The sequence below is a fragment of the Actinoplanes missouriensis 431 genome (genome assembly GCF_000284295.1).
GTDB classification, from domain to species: Bacteria; Actinomycetota; Actinomycetes; order Mycobacteriales; family Micromonosporaceae; genus Actinoplanes; species Actinoplanes missouriensis.
In genome coordinates this window covers 4,532,367-4,550,629 of the sequence record NC_017093.1, presented here as the reverse complement: position 1 = coordinate 4,550,629, position 18,263 = coordinate 4,532,367, and the positions used below count along the sequence as shown (strand labels likewise).

Below are 18,263 nucleotides of genomic sequence, written 5' to 3'. Positions count from 1 at the left end.
GTGGAAGCGGTCAGCCTCGTGAAGACGGTCCGGGCTGATGCGGTCAGCCTCGGCGAAGACCGGCCGCCACCTCGGTACGCGAGGACACCCCGAGCTTGCGCAGGATGCTCGAGACGTGAACCGCCGCGGTCTTCGGCGAGATGTAGAGCCGCCGCGCCAGCTCCGCGTTCGTCATCCCGTCGCTGATCAGCACGGCCACCTCCCGCTCGCGCGGTGTCAGCGCCGCCGCGCCGGTCACCGCCGGTTCCGCGCCGGTGGGCGTCAGCCCCAGCCGCGCCCGGACCCGGTCGAGCTGAGCCACCCGCCAGCCGGCCCACCCGGCGAGCAGCCCGGCCGCCGCCTCGGCCTGCGCGGTCGCCTCCTCCCGCCGGCCGGCGGCGAGCAGGCAGCGGGCCGCGCCGACCCGGACCGTGCCCCGTGTCGCCGGCCCCAGGATGTGCGCGTCGACGATCGACAGGTACCCGGTCAGCGCCTCGGCGTGCCGGCCGTAAGCCTCCGCGACCTGGCAGTCCACGAGCGTCCGGTAGGCGTCCCACACGTCGGCGTCGATCAGCTCGGTGGCCATCGCGTCGAGCCGGTCCGCCGGCAGGCCGAGCTCCAGCGCCGCGGAGATCAGGTCGTGGGCCTGCTCGCCGCTGCGCCACGTCTGATCCACGACGAAGGCGAGAAGCTCCGCCAGGCTCGCCTCGGCGCCCGCGAGATCGCCGCGCCGGCAGGCCAGGTGGAACGCCAGGCCGGGAAGCACCGCCGGCGGGTTGTTCGGCAGCGCCGCCAGGTCCGCGATCAGCCGGTCCACCCGATCCAGCTCGCCCGCCTCGAGGTAGAGGCCGGCCAGGAAGACCGCGTGATAGTCGGCCCAGCGGCCTCGGCGCCGCAGGCTCCGGTCCTGCTCGCGGCCCTCCTCCAGCGCGGCGATCGCGGCGCGCAGGTCCCCGGCGCGCAGCGCCAGCCGGGCCAGGCCCTGGAAGTGGGTGGCGACCGCGAGCGACTCGAAACCGGCCCGCTCGGCGTCGACCCGCATCCGCTCCAGGGTCTCGGCGTGCTCCACCGGCGACGTCGGCGGCTCACCGTGCACCAGCACCTTGAGGGCCTGGGCGGCGAGGACCCACTCACCCGCCTCCTCGGCCTCGTCCACCAGCCCGGAGAGGATCTTGCGGCCGTCGGCGGCGGTCTGCGGGCGTTCGCAGAGCGTCGAACCCTTCTCCACCAGGGCGGCGCGGCGCACGGACGGCAGGCCGAACTCGTCGGCGAGGGCCAGCGCGCGGTCCGCCCAGAGCAGCGCGGCGTCCAGCTCGTCACGCAGGTACGCCGACTGTGCGATCGCGGTCATCGCCCACGCCTGGTCCGCGCCCGGCGGGAGTTGCGCGATGAGCGTCTCGATGTCGCGGGTCGCGGCGCGCATCTCCTCGGTCTCGCGGGACTCCCAGGCGAGACGGACGAGCAGGTAGAGCGACTCGGCCCGGTCGGTGGTGCTGCTGCCCGAGTCCCGCCAGTGCCGGGCGTGGCGCAGCGCGTCGTCCAGCAGGCCGGCCAGCCACGCCGACCGGGCCGCCGACGCCAGCAGCTCCGGGTCGTCGGGCGCCTCCTCCAGACCCATCTCGGCCAGCTGCAACGCCTGATAGGCCGATCCGATCGAGAGGTAGAGCACGGCGCCCCGGCGAGCCGCGGCGATCATGTCGTCGTACCGGCCGGCGCCACGGGCGTGATGAGCCACCAGAGCCGGGTCGGAAGCGCCGCCGGAGAGCAGCACGTCCAGCGCCGCCTCGTGCAACCGGCGGCGCTGCCGGCCCAGCATCTGCCCGGCGATCGCCTCCCGGACCAGCGCGTGCCGGAACGCGAACTCGTCCTCACCGGACTCCACCAGCACACCGCGGGTCACCAGATCGCGCAGGACCGCGATCAGCTCGTCCTCACCCGTGGCGGTCACGGCCGCGAGCAGGTCGAACGGGATGCGCCGGCCGAGCACGCTCGCCGCCTCGACGACGCGATGGCTGACCGGCTCCAGGTCGTCGACCTGGCGGCGCAGCACGTCGGCGAGACTCCACGGGAGTGGCTGCTCGACGAGTGCCTCCACGTCGTACCCGGGAAGGGCTCGTAAAAGCTCCTCCAGGAAGAACGGATTGCCGCCGGCCCGGTGATGCAACGCCGTCGCGGCGCGCAGCGGCGCCGGCGCGCCGGTCGCTGCCGCCAGCAACGCCGCGGTCTGCGCGGGAGTCAGACGATCCAGGTGTACGTGGGTGACCGCGTGCCGCCGTTCCATCTGCGCCAGCAGACCCGCCACCGGCTGACGGCGGGTCACCTCCTCGGGCCGGTAGGTGCCGATCAGCAGCCGCGGGCCACGCTGGTCGGCGATCCGCTCGAACAGCGCCGCGCTCTCCGAGTCCGCCCAGTGCAGGTCCTCGAAGACGATCACCGCGGGGGAGTCGCCGATCAGCCCGGCCAGGATGGCGATCCCGGTGTGCAGACGCTCGACCGGGCTGTGCCGCGGATCCGCGAGGGCCGCCAGCTGCTGCTCGTCGACCCCGGCACGGCCGTCGATCGCGTCCAGCAGCACTTCGTACGGCCGGGAGAGCGACCCCGGCTCGGCCTGCCCGACCAGCACCACGGTCTCGGCCGGCAGCGTCCGCAGCAGTTCCTGCACCAGCCGGGTCTTCCCGATGCCCGGCTCACCCGCGATGATCGCGACAGCGGGCTCGGACGCGGAAGCGAGCTGCGTCAACCGGCGCAGCTCGCTCTCCCTGCCGATCATCACCGGGCCGGCACCGCCACGGATGGTTCGCACGACGTCAGGGTACCGGCGGGCTGTCCGCGAACCGCCTTCTCGTTCCGGCGGAACCGGGTCCGCAGCGCACGGGCCAGCAGCCGCCCCCGGTCGGCTTCCGCGACCAGTTCCCGGTGCCTGTCGTGCGCCAGCGCCAGCATCATCTCCGGGTGCATCGTCATCGCCCTGTCCTCTCGTCGACCGATGCATCGATCGTCGGCCGGGCAGGGGTGGCGTCACATCGGGAGGGACTGCGTATCTCGGCTGTTCACCCGTACCTAGGAAGGGTTTGCCTGTCGCCTAGGTATACCTAGTGCCGGAAGTGATTCACCAGGGTGGTCAAGTCGTCGGAGAGGCGGGTCAGACCGGCGGCCGCCTGCTGGGTGGTGCTGGCGCCGGCCGCGGTCGCGGTGGCGACGGCGGCAACCCCGGAGACGGTACCGGCGACCTCGCCACTGGTGGCGGCGGTGTCGGCCACCGATCGGCTCATCTCCGCCGTGGTCGCCGTCTGCTCCTCGACCGCCGAGGCGATCGTGGTGGTGTAGTCGCTGATCTGCTGGATGACACCGGTGATCTCGCCGATCGCGTCGGCGGCGGTGCCACTGGAGTTCTGGATCGCCGCGATCCGGGTGGTGATCTCATCGGTGGCCCGCGCGGTCTGCTGGGCCAGCTCCTTCACCTCGCCGGCCACGACCGCGAAACCCTTGCCGAGCTCACCGGCCCGGGCGGCCTCGATCGTCGCGTTGAGCGCCAGCAGGTTGGTCTGCTCGGCGATCGTCGTGATCAGCTTGACCACGTCGCCGATCTCCGCGCTCGCGGCGCCGAGCTGGGCGACCTGGTCGGTGGTGCGCCGGGCGACCGCCATGGCCTGCTGCGCGACCTGGGCGGCTTGTCCCGCGTTGCTCGCGATCTCGGTGATCGAGGCGCTCATCTCCTCGGTGCCGGCGGCGATCGACTGCACGCCCGCGTTGACCTGCTCCGAGCCGTGCGAGGCCGCGCTCGCCTGCGCGGCGGCGTCGGCCGCGCCGGTCTGCAACTGGGAACTGACCGTGGTCAGCTCCTGGGAGGCGCCGGCGAGCGTGGCCGCCGACGAGCCGATCGTGGTCACCGTGTCCCGGAAGCTGGCGACCGCGGCGTCCAGCGCCCGGCCCATCTGGCCCGGCTCGTCGCCGCCGGTGAGCTCGGTGGTGCGGGTCAGGTCCCCGGCGGCGAGGCTCTCGCACACCGACTTGACCGTGCGCAGGGAGCCGACGATGCCCCGGGAGATGAAGACCGCCAGCGCCAGGGCGACGAGCAGACCGACCACGAGCATCACGATCGACGTGGTACGGCTGGACTCGTAGGCGGAGTTCGCCGAGGCGGCCGTCGCGGCGGCGTCCGCGGCCTCGATCGCCGTCATGTCGGTGATGTCCTGCATCGCCTCGCTCATCAGCGGGGTGATCTCCGAGTCGCGGATCTGCTGCCACGCCTCGATGTCGTTGCGGTTGCTGGCCGGGATCAGCTTCTCCTCGGCGAGCCGCGACAGCTCCTCGAAGTCCGCGTGGAGCTCGTCGGTCGCGGCCGCCTCCACCGCCGGCTCACTGCTCCGGTACGTCGCGAACGCCGCTTCGACGGTCTCCCGATCGCTGTCGAGCGTCCGGAGGTACTTCGCCTTGGTCGTCGCGTCCTGCGAGATGGCGTGGTTGGCGATCGTCAGCCGGGTGGCCAGGATCGACGCCCGGAGGTTGCCGAGCGCGTCGACGCTCGCCAGGTTGCCGCTGTAGATCTCCTGCGACGTCTTGTTGGCGTGGCGGAGCGCGTTGACGCTCAGGACCGTCACGATCACGGCCACCGCCGCGGCGAGGGCGACGGTGCCGAGGAACTTGGTGCTGACGCTGAGGTTGCCCAGCCATCCGCCAGCCGTGTTCGACTTCCGCACTCCGCGCTCCTTCGCCGTCGGTGCCCCCGCATGAGAGAGATCGGCAGGTGTGTCCGATGGCTGAACGGCAGCTGTGACCCAGGTCGCCGGGACCCCGGTTTGCCAGCGGGCCGAGTGGCCTGTAATGTTTTCCGAGCCGCCAGGGAGACGGGCGAGCGAGCGGGACTCGAAAGAGGCCCGGAGCGGCCGTCCTGGAGGAATCCCGGAAATGATCACGGTTCTCGGATCGTGTAATGTTCTGCGGGTCGAACAAAAGCCCCAGTCACGATGATGGTGTGCGGTTGTTCTTTGAGAACTCAACAGGGTGCTTGATAAGCCAGTGCCAATTATGGCAATACCCCGGCCTGTCTTCGGATGGGTTGGAGATTCCTTTGGCAACATATCATGTTGCTGGGAATCAGATTTTCCACAGATTTTGTTGGAGAGTTTGATCCTGGCTCAGGACGAACGCTGGCGGCGTGCTTAACACATGCAAGTCGAGCGGAAAGGCCCTTCGGGGTACTCGAGCGGCGAACGGGTGAGTAACACGTGAGTAACCTGCCCCGAACTTTGGGATAACCCTCGGAAACGGGGGCTAATACCGAATACGACACGCCTTCGCATGGGGTGCGTGTGGAAAGTTTTTCGGTTCGGGATGGACTCGCGGCCTATCAGCTTGTTGGTGGGGTAATGGCCTACCAAGGCGACGACGGGTAGCCGGCCTGAGAGGGCGACCGGCCACACTGGGACTGAGACACGGCCCAGACTCCTACGGGAGGCAGCAGTGGGGAATATTGCACAATGGGCGGAAGCCTGATGCAGCGACGCCGCGTGAGGGATGACGGCCTTCGGGTTGTAAACCTCTTTCAGCAGGGACGAAGCGCAAGTGACGGTACCTGCAGAAGAAGCGCCGGCCAACTACGTGCCAGCAGCCGCGGTAAGACGTAGGGCGCGAGCGTTGTCCGGATTTATTGGGCGTAAAGAGCTCGTAGGCGGCTTGTCGCGTCGAATGTGAAATCTCGGGGCTCAACTCCGAGCTTGCATTCGATACGGGCAGGCTAGAGTTCGGTAGGGGAGACTGGAATTCCTGGTGTAGCGGTGAAATGCGCAGATATCAGGAGGAACACCGGTGGCGAAGGCGGGTCTCTGGGCCGATACTGACGCTGAGGAGCGAAAGCGTGGGGAGCGAACAGGATTAGATACCCTGGTAGTCCACGCTGTAAACGTTGGGCGCTAGGTGTGGGGACCCTCTCCGGGTTTCTGCGCCGCAGCTAACGCATTAAGCGCCCCGCCTGGGGAGTACGGCCGCAAGGCTAAAACTCAAAGGAATTGACGGGGGCCCGCACAAGCGGCGGAGCATGCGGATTAATTCGATGCAACGCGAAGAACCTTACCTGGGTTTGACATCGCCGGAAAACTCGCAGAGATGTGGGGTCCTTCGGGGCCGGTGACAGGTGGTGCATGGCTGTCGTCAGCTCGTGTCGTGAGATGTTGGGTTAAGTCCCGCAACGAGCGCAACCCTCGTCCCATGTTGCCAGCATTCAGTTGGGGACTCATGGGAGACTGCCGGGGTCAACTCGGAGGAAGGTGGGGATGACGTCAAGTCATCATGCCCCTTATGTCCAGGGCTTCACGCATGCTACAATGGCCGGTACAAAGGGCTGCGATACCGTGAGGTGGAGCGAATCCCAAAAAGCCGGTCTCAGTTCGGATCGGGGTCTGCAACTCGACCCCGTGAAGTCGGAGTCGCTAGTAATCGCAGATCAGCAACGCTGCGGTGAATACGTTCCCGGGCCTTGTACACACCGCCCGTCACGTCACGAAAGTCGGCAACACCCGAAGCCGGTGGCCTAACCCCTTGTGGGAGGGAGCCGTCGAAGGTGGGGCTGGCGATTGGGACGAAGTCGTAACAAGGTAGCCGTACCGGAAGGTGCGGCTGGATCACCTCCTTTCTAAGGAGCATTCTTCTGCCGAAAGGTGGACAGAAATCCTGCGGTTCGCGAATGACGAATCGAGGAGCTCATAGGCGGAGACACTGGCTAGTTCAAGCCGGCAACGGTCGGAATCCTCTAGTACACGCCCTCGTGGCGAAGGAACGAGCTCTGATGCGGCTGGTAAGAACGATGAGCACCCTGTTGGGTATCTGAAAGAACAACCTTGCCGGCGAGGCCGGTGGTTGTTTTTCAATGCCAGGCATGACCTGGCGCCTCAAAACGGCCGCGGATTGCGGTGCTGATGGGACGCCTTGATGGTTGTGGGTTGGTCGTTGGTTGAGAATTGCACAGTGGACGCGAGCATCTTGTTTTCTGTGGTTAAGTTGTCAAGGGCGAACGGTGGATGCCTTGGCACCAGGAGCCGATGAAGGACGTGGGAGGCCGCGATAGGCCTGGGGGAGCTGCCAACCTAGCTGTGATCCCAGGGTGTCCGAATGGGGAAACCTGGCACGAGTCATGTCGTGTCATCCGCACCTGAATTCATAGGGTGTGTGAGGGGAACGCGGGGAAGTGAAACATCTCAGTACCCGTAGGAAGAGAAAACAACCGTGATTCCGTGAGTAGTGGCGAGCGAAAGCGGACGTAGCCTAAACCGGATATGTGTCATAGCTGTCAGGCGTTGCATTTCCGGGGTTGTGGGACCTGCTTATCAGGACTGACATTCTGATGAAGAGTTACAAAGTTATAGGTTAGTTGAACGGTGTGGGAAAGCCGGCCGTAGAGGGTGAGAGCCCCGTAAGCGAAAATCTATGACCTCTTTGCAGTGTTCCCGAGTAGCAGCGGACTCCTAGAATCTGCTGTGAATCTGCCAGGACCACCTGGTAAGGCTGAATACTTCCTGGTGACCGATAGCGGACAAGTACCGTGAGGGAATGGTGAAAAGTACCCCGGGAGGGGAGTGAAATAGTACCTGAAACCGTTCGCCTACAATCCGTCGGAGCCTTAGCTTTATAGCGGGGTGACGGCGTGCCTTTTGAAGAATGAGCCTGCGAGTTAGTGGCATGTGGCGAGGTTAACCCGTGTGGGGTAGCCGTAGCGAAAGCGAGTCTGAATAGGGCGTTTTTAGTCGCATGTTCTAGACCCGAAGCGGGGTGATCTAGCCATGGGCAGGTTGAAGCGTGGGTAAGACTACGTGGAGGACCGAACCCACCAACGTTGAAAAGTTGGGGGATGACCTGTGGTTAGGGGTGAAAGGCCAATCAAACTCCGTGATAGCTGGTTCTCCCCGAAATGCATTTAGGTGCAGCGTCGCGTGTTTCTTGCCGGAGGTAGAGCACTGGATGGTCTAGGGGGCCCACAAGCTTACTGAAATCAGCCAAACTCCGAATGCCGGTAAGTGAGAGCGCGGCAGTGAGACTGCGGGGGATAAGCTTCGTAGTCGAGAGGGAAACAGCCCAGATCGCCAGCTAAGGCCCCTAAGCGTGTGCTAAGTGGAAAAGGATGTGGGATCGCATGGACAACCAGGAGGTTGGCTTAGAAGCAGCCACCCTTTAAAGAGTGCGTAATAGCTCACTGGTCAAGTGGTTCCGCGCCGACAATGTAGCGGGGCTCAAGCACACCGCCGAAGCTGTGGCATTCACACATTAACTTCGCTCCAAGATTCGTCTTGGTGTGCAGGTGTGTGGATGGGTAGGGGAGCGTCGTGTTGCGGGTGAAGCGGCGGAGTGATCCAGCCGTGGACGCTACACGAGTGAGAATGCAGGCATGAGTAGCGAATGAAGGGTGAGAACCCCTTCCGCCGGATGACCAAGGGTTCCAGGGGCAGGCTAATCCGCCCTGGGTGAGTCGGGGCCTAAGGCGAGGCCGAGAGGCGTAGTCGATGGATAACGGGTTGATATTCCCGTACCCGCGTAGAAGCGCCCAAGACGAACCTCATAGTACTAACTACTTGATCAATTCAATGGCTTCGGCCGGCGATGCGGGAGACTAGGACCTCTGTGGGTAGTAGTTTAGCGATGGGGTGACGCAGGAAGGTAGATGAGCCCGGCCGGTGGTTGTGCCGGGGTAAGCGTGTAGGCCGGTGTGTAGGCAAATCCGCACACCATACAGGCTGAGACGTGATGCCGAGCCGTTCTGGTGAAGTCATTGATCCTATGCTGCCGAGAAAAGCCTCTAGCGAGCTTCGAGCGGCCCGTACCCTAAACCGACACAGGTGGTCAGGTAGAGAATACCGAGGCGACGGGTGAACTGTGGTTAAGGAACTCGGCAAATTGCCCCCGTAACTTAGGGAGAAGGGGGGCCGGACGCGTGAAGCCCCTTGCGGGTGGAGCGTGGTATGGCCGCAGAGAGCAGGGGGAAGCGACTGTTTACTAAAAACACAGGTCCATGCGAAGTCGTAAGACGATGTATATGGACTGACGCCTGCCCGGTGCTGGAACGTTAAGGGGACCTGTTAGCCCGTGAGGGCGAAGCGGAGAACTTAAGCGCCAGTAAACGGCGGTGGTAACTATAACCATCCTAAGGTAGCGAAATTCCTTGTCGGGTAAGTTCCGACCTGCACGAATGGCGTAACGACTTCCCCACTGTCTCAACCACAGGCCCGGCGAAATTGCAGTACGAGTAAAGATGCTCGTTACGCGCGGCAGGACGGAAAGACCCCGGGACCTTTACTATAGCTTGACATTGGTATCCGAATTTAATTGTGTAGGATAGGTGGGAGCCGGTGAAGCTCGGACGCCAGTTCGGGTGGAGGCATTGTTGAAATACCACTCTGTTGGGTTTGGGTATCTAACTTGCGGCCCTGATCGGGTCGAGGGACAGTGTCTGGTGGGTAGTTTAACTGGGGCGGTTGCCTCCTAAAGGGTAACGGAGGCGCCCAAAGGTTCCCTCAGCCTGGTTGGCAATCAGGTGTTGAGTGTAAGTGCATAAGGGAGCTTGACTGTGAGACTGACGGGTCGAGCAGGGACGAAAGTCGGGACTAGTGATCCGGCACTTGCGTGTGGAAGCGGTGTCGCTCAACGGATAAAAGGTACCCCGGGGATAACAGGCTGATCTTCCCCAAGAGTCCATATCGACGGGATGGTTTGGCACCTCGATGTCGGCTCGTCGCATCCTGGGGCTGTAGCAGGTCCCAAGGGTTGGGCTGTTCGCCCATTAAAGCGGTACGCGAGCTGGGTTTAGAACGTCGTGAGACAGTTCGGTCCCTATCCGCCGTGCGCGTTGGATACTTGAGAAGGGCTGTCCCTAGTACGAGAGGACCGGGACGGACGAACCTCTGGTGTGCCAGTTGTTCTGCCAAGGGCACGGCTGGTTGGCTACGTTCGGAAGGGATAACCGCTGAAAGCATCTAAGCGGGAAGCCTGCTTCGAGATGAGGTATCCCACCACCTTGAGTGGGTAAGGCTCCCAGGAGACTACTGGGTTGATAGGCCGGAGATGTAAGCACGGTAACGTGTTGAGTTGACCGGTACTAATAGGCCGAGGGCTTAACCACTCTAAACATTGCGCTTGCGTCCACTGTGTGATTCACAGCAAACGAACAACCACCCCGGTTGATTTCATCGGGTTGCTGGTTGCGGTTTGTTGGCAGTTGTTTCGGTGGTCATAGCGGTGGGGAAACGCCCGGTTACATTCCGAACCCGGTAGCTAAGCCCTCCAGCGCCGATGGTACTGCACTCGGGAGGGTGTGGGAGAGTAGGACGCCGCCGGACTCAACTTATAGAAAGGCCCACCCGGATAACGGGTGGGCCTTTCTGCATTTCAGGCTATGCAAAACCTGTGAGATTAGGTTAGCCTCCCCTAACCGACGAGACAGTTGATAGGGCAGGCCATAAATGCATACCTGGCGTTCAGTTCTGACAGTCGCGACTCTGGGCGCTCTGCTCGCCGGCTGCGGCGGTAACGCGTCCACCGAGGAACCCGCCGCGGCCGCCGGCCCCTGGTCGTTCACCAGCGGCAACGGTCAGGTGGTCACGGCGGAGAAGGTTCCGTCCCGGATCATCGCGCACGCCGGCGAGGCAGCGGCGCTGATGTCGTTCGGGATCAAGCCGGTCGGCATCTACGCCGACGAGCCGGTGAAGACCGACCTGAACCTCAAGGACCTCGACCTGACCGGGATCACCATCCTCGGCGAGGAGTGGGGCAAGATCGACGTCGAGAAGGCGGCCTCCCTGGCCCCGGACCTGATCGTCGGCGATTGGTGGCCGGCCGAAAAGGCGTACTCCGGCCTGGAAGAGGGTGTTGACGAGAAGAGCAAGAAACTCGCCGAGCTCGCGCCCATCGCCGGTGTCGCCCAGGGTGAGTCGATCGCCGACCTCGCGGAAGGCTACGAGCAGCTGGCGAAGAGCCTCGGCGCGAAGGTGGACGACCCGCAGATCGCCGCGCACAAGCAGCGGTACGAGAAGGCGGTCGAGGCGTTCAAGGCGGCGACCGCGGCGAAGCCGAACCTCACCGCCGCCGGGATGTCGCCGACCGACGAGAAGGTCTACGTCGCCAACCCGAAGTACGCGCCGGAGCTGCTCGACTTCCAGCGCTGGGGCCTCAAGGTGCTGGACCCGGCCGCCCCGGACAAGGACTTCCCGTACTGGGAGACGCTGAGCTGGGAGAACGCCGACAAGTACCAGCCCGACCTGATCCTCTGGGACGGCCGCGCCTACAAGGACACGCTGAACGCCGAGTTCGGCAAGAAGCAGCCCACCTGGTTCGAGATCAAGGCGGCCAAGGCGGGCGCCGTGACCGCGTGGCCGGCCTACTGGCTGCACACCTACGAGGACTTCGCGACCGAGCTGGAGAAGCTGACCACCGTGATCAACGGCGCTGATGAGAACGTCGGCAACTAATCGGGTCGCCGGGCTCGTCGTCCTGGGCGCCCTGCTCGCGGTCGTCGCGTTCCTCAGCGTCACGCAGGGCTCCCGGTCGATCGATCTGGCCGACGTCCTGCGGGCGCTGGGGAACCTGGGCGCGGGCGACGACGGGACGGTCACCAGCACGGTCACGCTGGAGCTGCGCGTCCCCCGTACCCTGTTGGGGGTTCTGGTGGGCGCGGCCCTCGGCGTCGCCGGCGCCATCCTGCAAGGGGTGACCCGGAACCCGCTCGCCGACGCCGGGATCATGGGCATCAACTCCGGCGCCGCCGCGTTCGTGGTCTTCGCGATCACGGTGCTCGGGGTGCGCGGCGCGGGAGTCTACGTCTGGTTCGCGTTCGCCGGCGCGATCCTCGCGACGGTGCTGGTCTACGCGATCGCGTCGATGGGCCGGGAGGGCGCCACGCCGGTGAAACTCGCGCTGGCCGGCGCCGCCGTCACGGCCGGGCTCGGCTCGCTCACCTCGGCGATCGTGATGACGAACATCGACGCGCTCAACGAGCTGCGGTTCTGGCAGGTCGGGTCGCTCGCCGGGCGGTACCTGCCGATCCTGACCGGGGTGGCGCCGTTTCTGATCCTCGGGCTGCTGGCCAGCCTCGCGCTGGGGCGGATGCTGAACGGGCTGGCGCTCGGCGAGGACGTGGCGCGCGGCCTCGGCCAGCGTGTCGGGCTGACCCGGACCGCCGCGTTCGGTGTGGTGGCGATCCTGGCCGGGGCGGCCACCGCCGCGTGTGGACCGATCGTGTTCATCGGCCTGGTGGTGCCGCACCTGGCGCGGTTCCTCTGTGGGCCGGACTACAGGTGGATCCTGCCGTACTCGATGCTGCTCGCCCCGGTCCTGCTGCTCCTCGCCGACGTGCTCGGACGGATCGCCGGGGCGCCCGGTGAGCTGCAGGTCGGTGTGGTGCTCGCGGTGCTCTGCGCGCCGGTGTTCATCGGCATCGTGCGGTACGCGCGGCTGGCGGAGGTCTGAGAATGACCACTCTCACCGTGATCAAGGCGACCCATCGCCGCCGGGCCACCCGGTCCCTGGTCGTCACCACCGGGCTCGCCTGCTTCGTCGTCGCGCTGTTCGTGCTGACCATGATGGTCGGCAGTTTCCGGCTGACCGCGTGGCAGGTCATCACGTCGGTGCTGCATCTGGAGTCCAACGCCGGCGTCGACTTCGTGGTGCGTGGCCTGCGCCTGCCGACCGCCACCACGGCGCTGGCCGTGGGCCTCGCTCTCGGCGCCTCCGGGACGATCTTCCAGCAGTTGCTGCGGAACCCGCTCGCGTCACCGGACTTCGTCGGCATCACCTCGGGCGCGAGCCTCGCCGCCGCCGGGAGCATCGTGTTCCTGCAGGCCGCGGGGCTGGTGGTGTGCGCGTACGCGCTCGGCGGCGCGCTGCTGGCGGCCCTGCTCATGTATGTGCTGGCCTGGCGCGACGGGGTCAGCGGATATCGCTTCATCCTGATCGGCATCGGCATCGCGGCGTTCTTCGACGGCCTCGTCGGGTACGTGCTGAGCCGCGCCAAACTGACCGAGGCGCGCCAGGCGATGCACTGGCTCACCGGCTCGGTCGGGCAGGCCAGCGACAGTGAGCTGCGGGTTCTGCTGTACGCGCTACCCCCGCTGCTGCTGATCGCGATCGGACTGCAACGGCACCTGCGGGCGCTGGAACTGGGTGACGACACGGCACGGGCGCTGGGCACCCGTACCGAATCGAGCCGTGCCGCCCTGCTCGCGGTCGCGGTCCTGCTGGTCGCGCTCGCGGTGGCGGTGGCCGGGCCGATCATCTTCGTGGCGCTGGTGGCCGGCCCGGTCGCGAACCGGCTGCTCGGCCCGGCGACCGGTGGCATCGCCGCGGCCGCGCTCACCGGCGCCGCGCTGATGCTCACCGCCGACCTCGTCGCCGTGCACCTGCTGCCGGCACCGCTGCCGACGGGTGTGGTCACCGGGGCGGTCGGCGCCCCGTACCTGTTGTGGCTGCTGGCCACGACGAACCGGAAAGGAGTGGGCGGGTGACACGGCTCAACGCCCGAGGACTGACCCTCGGATACGACGACCGGGCGGTCGTGACCGATCTGGACGCCGACATCCTCGACGGGAAGGTGACGGCGATCGTCGGCGCCAACGCCTGCGGCAAGTCGACGCTGCTGCGCGGCCTGGCCCGGCTGCTCAAACCCCGGGCCGGCGAGGTACGGCTGGACGGCGCGGTGATGAGCGGGATGAGCACGGTCGAGGTGGCGAAGGTGCTCGGCCTGCTGCCGCAGTCACCGGTCGCGCCGGCCGGGGTGACCGTCGCCGACCTGGTCGCGCGGGGACGCTACCCGCATCAGGGCTGGTTCCGCCGGTGGACCGACGGCGATCACGAGGCGGTGGCCCGGGCGCTCGAGGCGACCGGCACCGCTGATCTCGCCGACCGGCCGTTGCAGCAGCTCTCCGGCGGGCAGCGGCAGCGGGTGTGGGTGGCGATGGCGCTCGCGCAGGACACCGACCTGCTGCTGCTCGACGAGCCGACCACGTTCCTCGACATCAACCATCAGGTGGAGCTGCTCCGGCTGCTGCGCACGCTGAACGAGGACGCCGGCAAGACGATCGTCGCGGTGCTGCACGATCTCAACCTGGCCAGCCGTTTCTGCGACCACGTCATCGCGATGGCCGGCGGCGCCATCGTCGCCGAGGGGCCGCCGGCCGAGGTGATCACCGCGGAGCTGGTGGCGAAGGTGTTCGGGCTGAGCTGCGTCATCGTGACCGATCCGGTCGCCGGGACGCCGATCGTGGTGCCCGCCTGAGGGCCGTCGCCACCGGGGCAGGTTTCAACGGCCGGAAAACGGCGATGCCCCAGCCGCAGGGGGAGCGGCTGGGACATCGCTGGTCTGTTCGTTTCAGTTGGTCCTCAGTAACCGAAGTCCTGGGTGTAGTAGGGGGTGCCGTTGTCGCTGTAGACGGCGCCGACGCCGACGGTCTTGGACGTGCAGTTGAGGATGTTGGTGCGGTGGCCGGGGGAGTTCATCCAGCCGTTGACGACCTGGGCGGCGGTGCGGTAGCCGTAGGCGATGTTCTCGGCGGAGGGTTTGGTGTAGCCGGCGGCCTTGGTGCGGGCGACGAAGTTGGAGCCGCTGCGGCCGGTGTGCGAGAAGCTGCCGGTGCGGGCCATCCAGGCGCTGTGGGCGCGGGCGGCGGTGGTGAGTTTGGCGTCGACGGTGAGGGCGTCGCAGCCGTGGTCGGTGCGCTCGATGTTGATGAGGCGGTTGATTTCGGTTTGCAGGGCGGTCTCGGACGTCTTCGCCGGTGCGGCTTCGGCGGGTCCGGCGATCATCGTGGCGGCGCCGATGGCGGCCGGGGTGAGGACGACGGCCAGGGCGAAGCGGCGAAGAACGGTGCGCAAGAGCGGTCCCTTTCGTAGGTGTTTCGCGGTTGCGCTGTTCTGTTCGGCCCAGTCCCGGCGGGCCGGATTAGGGAAGCGGTGCGCAACGGTCACCACTCGGTTGCCGGGTCAGGATTGCGGCAGATCGACTTCCCTGATTGGCTGTCGCCGTGGTTTTCAACAAATGGCCCAAATGGCCGATGATGTCGATCCTGGCGCTCGGGATCCTCTTCCTCTGGATGCAGAACGGATACCGCTACCTCTTCTCACCCCGCGCGCAGGCCGTGGTGGAGAGCTGCCGGGACGAGTGCTTCGTGACCTGGGCCGACAACGGCAAGGCCGTCAGCGCCATGGTGGACGGCGCTGACGGCCTTGCGGTCGGTCAGTCGGTCGAGGTGTACCCGGTCGGCGACATCGGTCATGTCGCCGTCGACGACGGTGGTTTCCCGCTGGTGATCTGGGCGGCCCTCGCGGTCGCCGTCGTCTACCTCGGGCTGGTCGCCCTGCGCGTCGCGCAGGCCACCGCCAACCGCCGCCGGGCCCGCGAGGAGGGCAAACGCATCCACCGGGCGGGCGAGCTGGCGGTCCTCGCCCTCACCTTCGGGTTCCCGGTCACCGTGCTCGGCGGCCTGCTGATGCTCGGCGACGACAGCCGGTCCGCCGGTCTTGTCGTGCTGGTGGTCGGCCTGGTCGCGCTGGTCGGAGGATTCGGCGGCTTCCTGGCCGCGAACGGGAAACCACCGGTCACCGCTGCGTAGCCTCGGCGGGGGCGCCGTGGGCCGGGCCGCTCATCGCGTACGCGATGAGCCCACTCACCGCGAACACCCCGGCCGTCACCGCCGCGGCGGTGCTGGACGGCTCCTGCGCCTGCCAGGTCAGCACCCGCCCGACCAGTGACTCGCCCTGCGGGAACAGCGTCGCCCCCAGGGTCCAGCCGAGCGGCAGGAACCACGACCGGGACACCCCGGCCGTGGCCGCTCCCAGGGCGGTCAGCCCCAGCAGGCCGGCCGCGTCCCGGATCACCAGCCCGGCCGGGCCGAACCGGGCGCCGGTCAGCTGGGTGGCGAGCATCAGCGCCACCACGACCAGGAGCGCCGCCAGCAGGTGGACCGCCCGGCGTGGCACCCAGGAGAACGCCGCCGTCGACTCCAGCGCGTCGTCCGGGCCGCCGAGCGTGGCGGTCAGGGCGACGACCAGCAGCAGGACCGTCAGCATGACCAGCTGCACGTCGGCGGCGGGGCTCTTGGAGAGCGTCCGGGCGAGCACCCACATCAGCGCCATGACACCGGCGGCGCCGAGCAGTGCGGCCGGCACCCGCCGCGAGCGCAGGTAGAGCGTCAGCAGCCTCACGACGTGCTCTCTCCGAAGAGACTGACGCCCGCGCAGCGCTGCCCGGCGGCGCGCAGGGCCACCACCCGGGACTGCGCCTCGTCCTGCGGCAGCTCCCGCAGGCGGCTCCACAGGGCCACGATCTCGGCGCCGACGTCGGCGGGGTACTCCGCCGAGATCACCGGCTCCCGGCCGATCAGCCAGTACGCGGCGGCCAGTTGGTCCGTCTGCAAACCGGGGTCGTCACAGCTCGGCGGGTTGCGGAAGGCCCCGGCGACCACCTCGGCCAGCAGGCCGTCCCGGTCCTTCACGTGCCCGTCCGTGCCGACCTCGACGCGCAGCAGCGCCACGGCCGGGTCCGGCTCCGGGTGCACGTCCGGCCGGTACGTGGTGGTGTCCTCGTGCACCCGGGTCGGCGCGCCCGGCAGCTTCGCCATGATCGTCAGAGCCTCCCGGGCCGGTCCGGCGATCTCCGGCAGCAGCCCGGAGTGGACCCGGCTGACACAGACCCGGTCCTCGCAGACCAGCTCCCGCGCGACGGGGTCGATCGCGTCGATGACGTACCGGTTCTGGTGCGGCATCACCGTGATCGCCAGCGCGGCGCCGACCACCACGGGCAGCAGCGCCGCCACCCGGCCGCGCCAGCTCCGGGACGCGAACAGCAGCAGGGCGGTGACCGCGAGGGCGGCCATCCAGAGCGCCTGCGCGGCGCTGGCCCGGGCGGGGACGGTGGTGTAGGCGTCCGGCATGTTCATCTCGGTGATCGGCGAGAAGACCAGCGCCAGCCAGCCGCGCGGCCTGGTCGCGGCCGGGATGCCCAGCAGCAGCCCCAGACCGGCCACGGCGAGGACCGGTGCGGTGGCCCGCCACGGCAGCAGCCGGCCGACCGCCAGGCCCAGCCAGACCGCGGCGACGAGCGACAGCACGCCGACCGCCGTGACGACGAACGCCTGTGCCGGGACGTACGCGGCGGTGCGGACGATCCACAGCCCGCCGGCGACACCCATCGCCAGGTATCCGGCGGTGACCGCGAGCGTCATCGCGGCGAGGATCGGGATCACCCGCAGGTGGATCGGCCGGGGCGTGCTGGCGAACAGCTCGCCCACCTTCGACCGGTGCTCGCGGGAGGCCTGCCAGGCGCCGGCTGCCAGGGCGATCGGCCAGAGCAGGGCCAGGAAGAGCCGCTGCGTCATGGCGAGCTGCATCCAGCCGGTGGCGAACGCGATGCCCTCGGCGAAGTACAGCAGCAGCGTGCCGACCACGAACACGGTCAGGGCGGATCCGAGCGCCGCGGACCGGCGCAGCTCGATGCCGAGAATGCGGGTCATCGGTTGCCCTCCGCCCGGTGCCGGCGCAGCAGCGCCGAGTACCCGCGCTCGGCCGGGCTGTCGCCGGCGTCGGCCGGCCCGCCCTGCCGGGTCAGGTCGTCCGGGGTGCCCTGATAGACCAGCCGCCCCTCGCTCATCATCACCACGTCGGTGCAGGCCGCCACCACATCCTCGACCAGGTGGGTGGAGACCAGCACGCAGCTGTCCACGCCGATGTCGCGCAGCAGCTCCCGGAAGTCGAGCCGCTGTTCCGGGTCGAGGCCGACCGTGGGCTCGTCGAGCAGCAGCACGGCCGGGTCGTTGACGATGGCCTGCGCGATCCCGGCACGGCGCAGCATGCCGCCGGAGAGCGTCTTCATCCGCGCGTCGGCCTTGCCGGCCAGCCCCACGCGCTCGATCGCCCGCTGGGTGGCGCCCGGCACCGCGGTCTTCGGCATCTCCTTGAGCCACGCCATGTACTCGACGAACTCGCGGACCGTGAAGCGCGGGTAGAACCCGAACTGCTGCGGCAGATAGCCCAGCCCGCGGCGGACCAGCCGCAGGTCGGCGCGGCCGTCCACCTGCTCGCCGAGCAGGGTGAGCCGCCCGCCGGCCGGCTTGAGGACCGTGGCGAGGGCGCGCATCAGGGTGGTCTTGCCGGCGCCGTTCGGGCCGAGCAGCCCGTGCACGCCGCGGCCCAGGGCCAGGTCGAGCCCGTCGACGGCCAGATGGCGGCCGGCGCGCACCTGGAGTTTCTCGGCGTGCACTGCCCAGGGATGTGTGGTGGGGGCCGTCTCGGCCGCGTTCACCGTACGCATGAGG

Annotated in this window: 12 protein-coding genes and 3 rRNA genes; 8 read left to right on the top strand and 7 right to left on the bottom strand. The window is 67.4% G+C overall.

What is annotated here, in order from left to right; translation table 11 throughout:
* Positions 1-43: 43 nt before the first annotated feature.
* The 3 genes from AMIS_RS21335 to AMIS_RS21325 form a co-directional block, all read right to left on the bottom strand.
* Positions 44-2,782, bottom strand: coding sequence for a helix-turn-helix transcriptional regulator (locus tag AMIS_RS21335; RefSeq protein ID WP_231859047.1), 2,739 nt, complete (start codon positions 2,780-2,782; stop codon positions 44-46).
* A complete protein-coding gene (locus tag AMIS_RS21330; RefSeq protein ID WP_014444447.1) occupies positions 2,749-2,943 on the bottom strand; it encodes a hypothetical protein in 195 nt (64 codons plus the stop codon). The genes AMIS_RS21335 and AMIS_RS21330 overlap by 34 nt, the downstream gene beginning before the upstream one ends.
* A 128-nt stretch (positions 2,944-3,071) precedes the next feature.
* On the bottom strand, positions 3,072-4,679 hold the full coding sequence (locus AMIS_RS21325) for a methyl-accepting chemotaxis protein (protein WP_014444446.1): 1,608 nt from the start codon (positions 4,677-4,679) through the stop codon (positions 3,072-3,074).
* A gap of 415 nt (positions 4,680-5,094) precedes the next feature.
* Between AMIS_RS21325 and AMIS_RS21320 the strand changes: the two genes are divergently transcribed.
* From AMIS_RS21320 to AMIS_RS21290, 7 genes are all read left to right on the top strand, one after another.
* Positions 5,095-6,610: ribosomal RNA gene (locus tag AMIS_RS21320) — 16S ribosomal RNA — on the top strand.
* 358 nt (positions 6,611-6,968) lie between these two features.
* Positions 6,969-10,084, top strand: a 23S ribosomal RNA gene (locus AMIS_RS21315).
* Between the two features lie 100 nt (positions 10,085-10,184).
* Positions 10,185-10,301: ribosomal RNA gene (gene rrf, locus AMIS_RS21310) — 5S ribosomal RNA — on the top strand.
* Together the 16S, 23S and 5S rRNA genes form the textbook arrangement of a ribosomal RNA operon.
* 123 nt (positions 10,302-10,424) lie before the next feature.
* Positions 10,425-11,429 (top strand): ABC transporter substrate-binding protein, encoded by a 1,005-nt coding sequence (locus tag AMIS_RS21305; protein ID WP_014444445.1) that lies wholly within the window; start codon positions 10,425-10,427, stop codon positions 11,427-11,429.
* A complete protein-coding gene (locus tag AMIS_RS21300) occupies positions 11,410-12,426 on the top strand; it encodes a FecCD family ABC transporter permease (RefSeq protein WP_014444444.1) in 1,017 nt (338 codons plus the stop codon). Before AMIS_RS21305 ends, AMIS_RS21300 begins: the two co-directional genes overlap by 20 nt.
* 2 nt (positions 12,427-12,428) lie before the next feature.
* Positions 12,429-13,460: a FecCD family ABC transporter permease gene (locus AMIS_RS21295; RefSeq protein ID WP_014444443.1), complete on the top strand. Its 1,032-nt coding sequence runs from the start codon at positions 12,429-12,431 to the stop codon at positions 13,458-13,460.
* The gene (locus tag AMIS_RS21290; protein ID WP_014444442.1) at positions 13,457-14,230 is read left to right on the top strand and encodes an ABC transporter ATP-binding protein; all 774 of its coding nucleotides are present in this window, start codon (positions 13,457-13,459) and stop codon (positions 14,228-14,230) included. The genes AMIS_RS21295 and AMIS_RS21290 overlap by 4 nt, the downstream gene beginning before the upstream one ends.
* A gap of 104 nt (positions 14,231-14,334) precedes the next feature.
* Here AMIS_RS21290 and AMIS_RS21285 read toward each other — a convergent pair whose 3' ends face one another.
* Complete coding sequence (locus tag AMIS_RS21285; RefSeq protein WP_041831111.1) at positions 14,335-14,757, bottom strand: CAP domain-containing protein; 423 nt, start codon at positions 14,755-14,757, stop codon at positions 14,335-14,337.
* 218 nt (positions 14,758-14,975) lie between these two features.
* Between AMIS_RS21285 and AMIS_RS21280 the strand changes: the two genes are divergently transcribed.
* Positions 14,976-15,563 carry a hypothetical protein gene (locus AMIS_RS21280; protein WP_041829948.1) on the top strand — a complete coding sequence of 196 codons (588 nt, stop codon included), beginning with the start codon at positions 14,976-14,978 and terminating at the stop codon, positions 15,561-15,563.
* On the opposite strand, the gene AMIS_RS21275 is transcribed toward AMIS_RS21280, so the two are convergent.
* The 3 genes from AMIS_RS21275 to AMIS_RS21265 are packed head-to-tail and all read right to left on the bottom strand — an operon-like array spanning position 15,550 to position 18,259.
* Positions 15,550-16,155 carry a hypothetical protein gene (locus AMIS_RS21275; RefSeq protein WP_014444439.1) on the bottom strand — a complete coding sequence of 202 codons (606 nt, stop codon included), beginning with the start codon at positions 16,153-16,155 and terminating at the stop codon, positions 15,550-15,552. The two genes, AMIS_RS21280 and AMIS_RS21275, sit on opposite strands and share 14 nt — an antisense overlap.
* Complete coding sequence (locus tag AMIS_RS21270; protein WP_014444438.1) at positions 16,152-17,462, bottom strand: hypothetical protein; 1,311 nt, start codon at positions 17,460-17,462, stop codon at positions 16,152-16,154. The genes AMIS_RS21275 and AMIS_RS21270 overlap by 4 nt, the downstream gene beginning before the upstream one ends.
* Positions 17,459-18,259 carry an ABC transporter ATP-binding protein gene (locus tag AMIS_RS21265; protein WP_014444437.1) on the bottom strand — a complete coding sequence of 267 codons (801 nt, stop codon included), beginning with the start codon at positions 18,257-18,259 and terminating at the stop codon, positions 17,459-17,461. Before AMIS_RS21265 ends, AMIS_RS21270 begins: the two co-directional genes overlap by 4 nt.
* Positions 18,260-18,263: the final 4 nt, after the last annotated feature.

Bases quoted from the DNA above. Each gene is read 5' to 3' on its own strand.
- AMIS_RS21330 (WP_014444447.1), bottom strand. From the start codon at position 2,943: ATGACGATGCACCCGGAGATGATGCTGGCGCTGGCGCACGACAGGCAC.
- AMIS_RS21305 (WP_014444445.1), top strand. From the start codon at position 10,425: ATGCATACCTGGCGTTCAGTTCTGACAGTCGCGACTCTGGGCGCTCTG.
- AMIS_RS21300 (WP_014444444.1), top strand. From the start codon at position 11,410: ATGAGAACGTCGGCAACTAATCGGGTCGCCGGGCTCGTCGTCCTGGGC.
- AMIS_RS21295 (WP_014444443.1), top strand. From the start codon at position 12,429: ATGACCACTCTCACCGTGATCAAGGCGACCCATCGCCGCCGGGCCACC.
- AMIS_RS21285 (WP_041831111.1), bottom strand. From the start codon at position 14,757: ATGATCGCCGGACCCGCCGAAGCCGCACCGGCGAAGACGTCCGAGACC.
- AMIS_RS21270 (WP_014444438.1), bottom strand. From the start codon at position 17,462: ATGACCCGCATTCTCGGCATCGAGCTGCGCCGGTCCGCGGCGCTCGGA.
- AMIS_RS21265 (WP_014444437.1), bottom strand. From the start codon at position 18,259: ATGCGTACGGTGAACGCGGCCGAGACGGCCCCCACCACACATCCCTGG.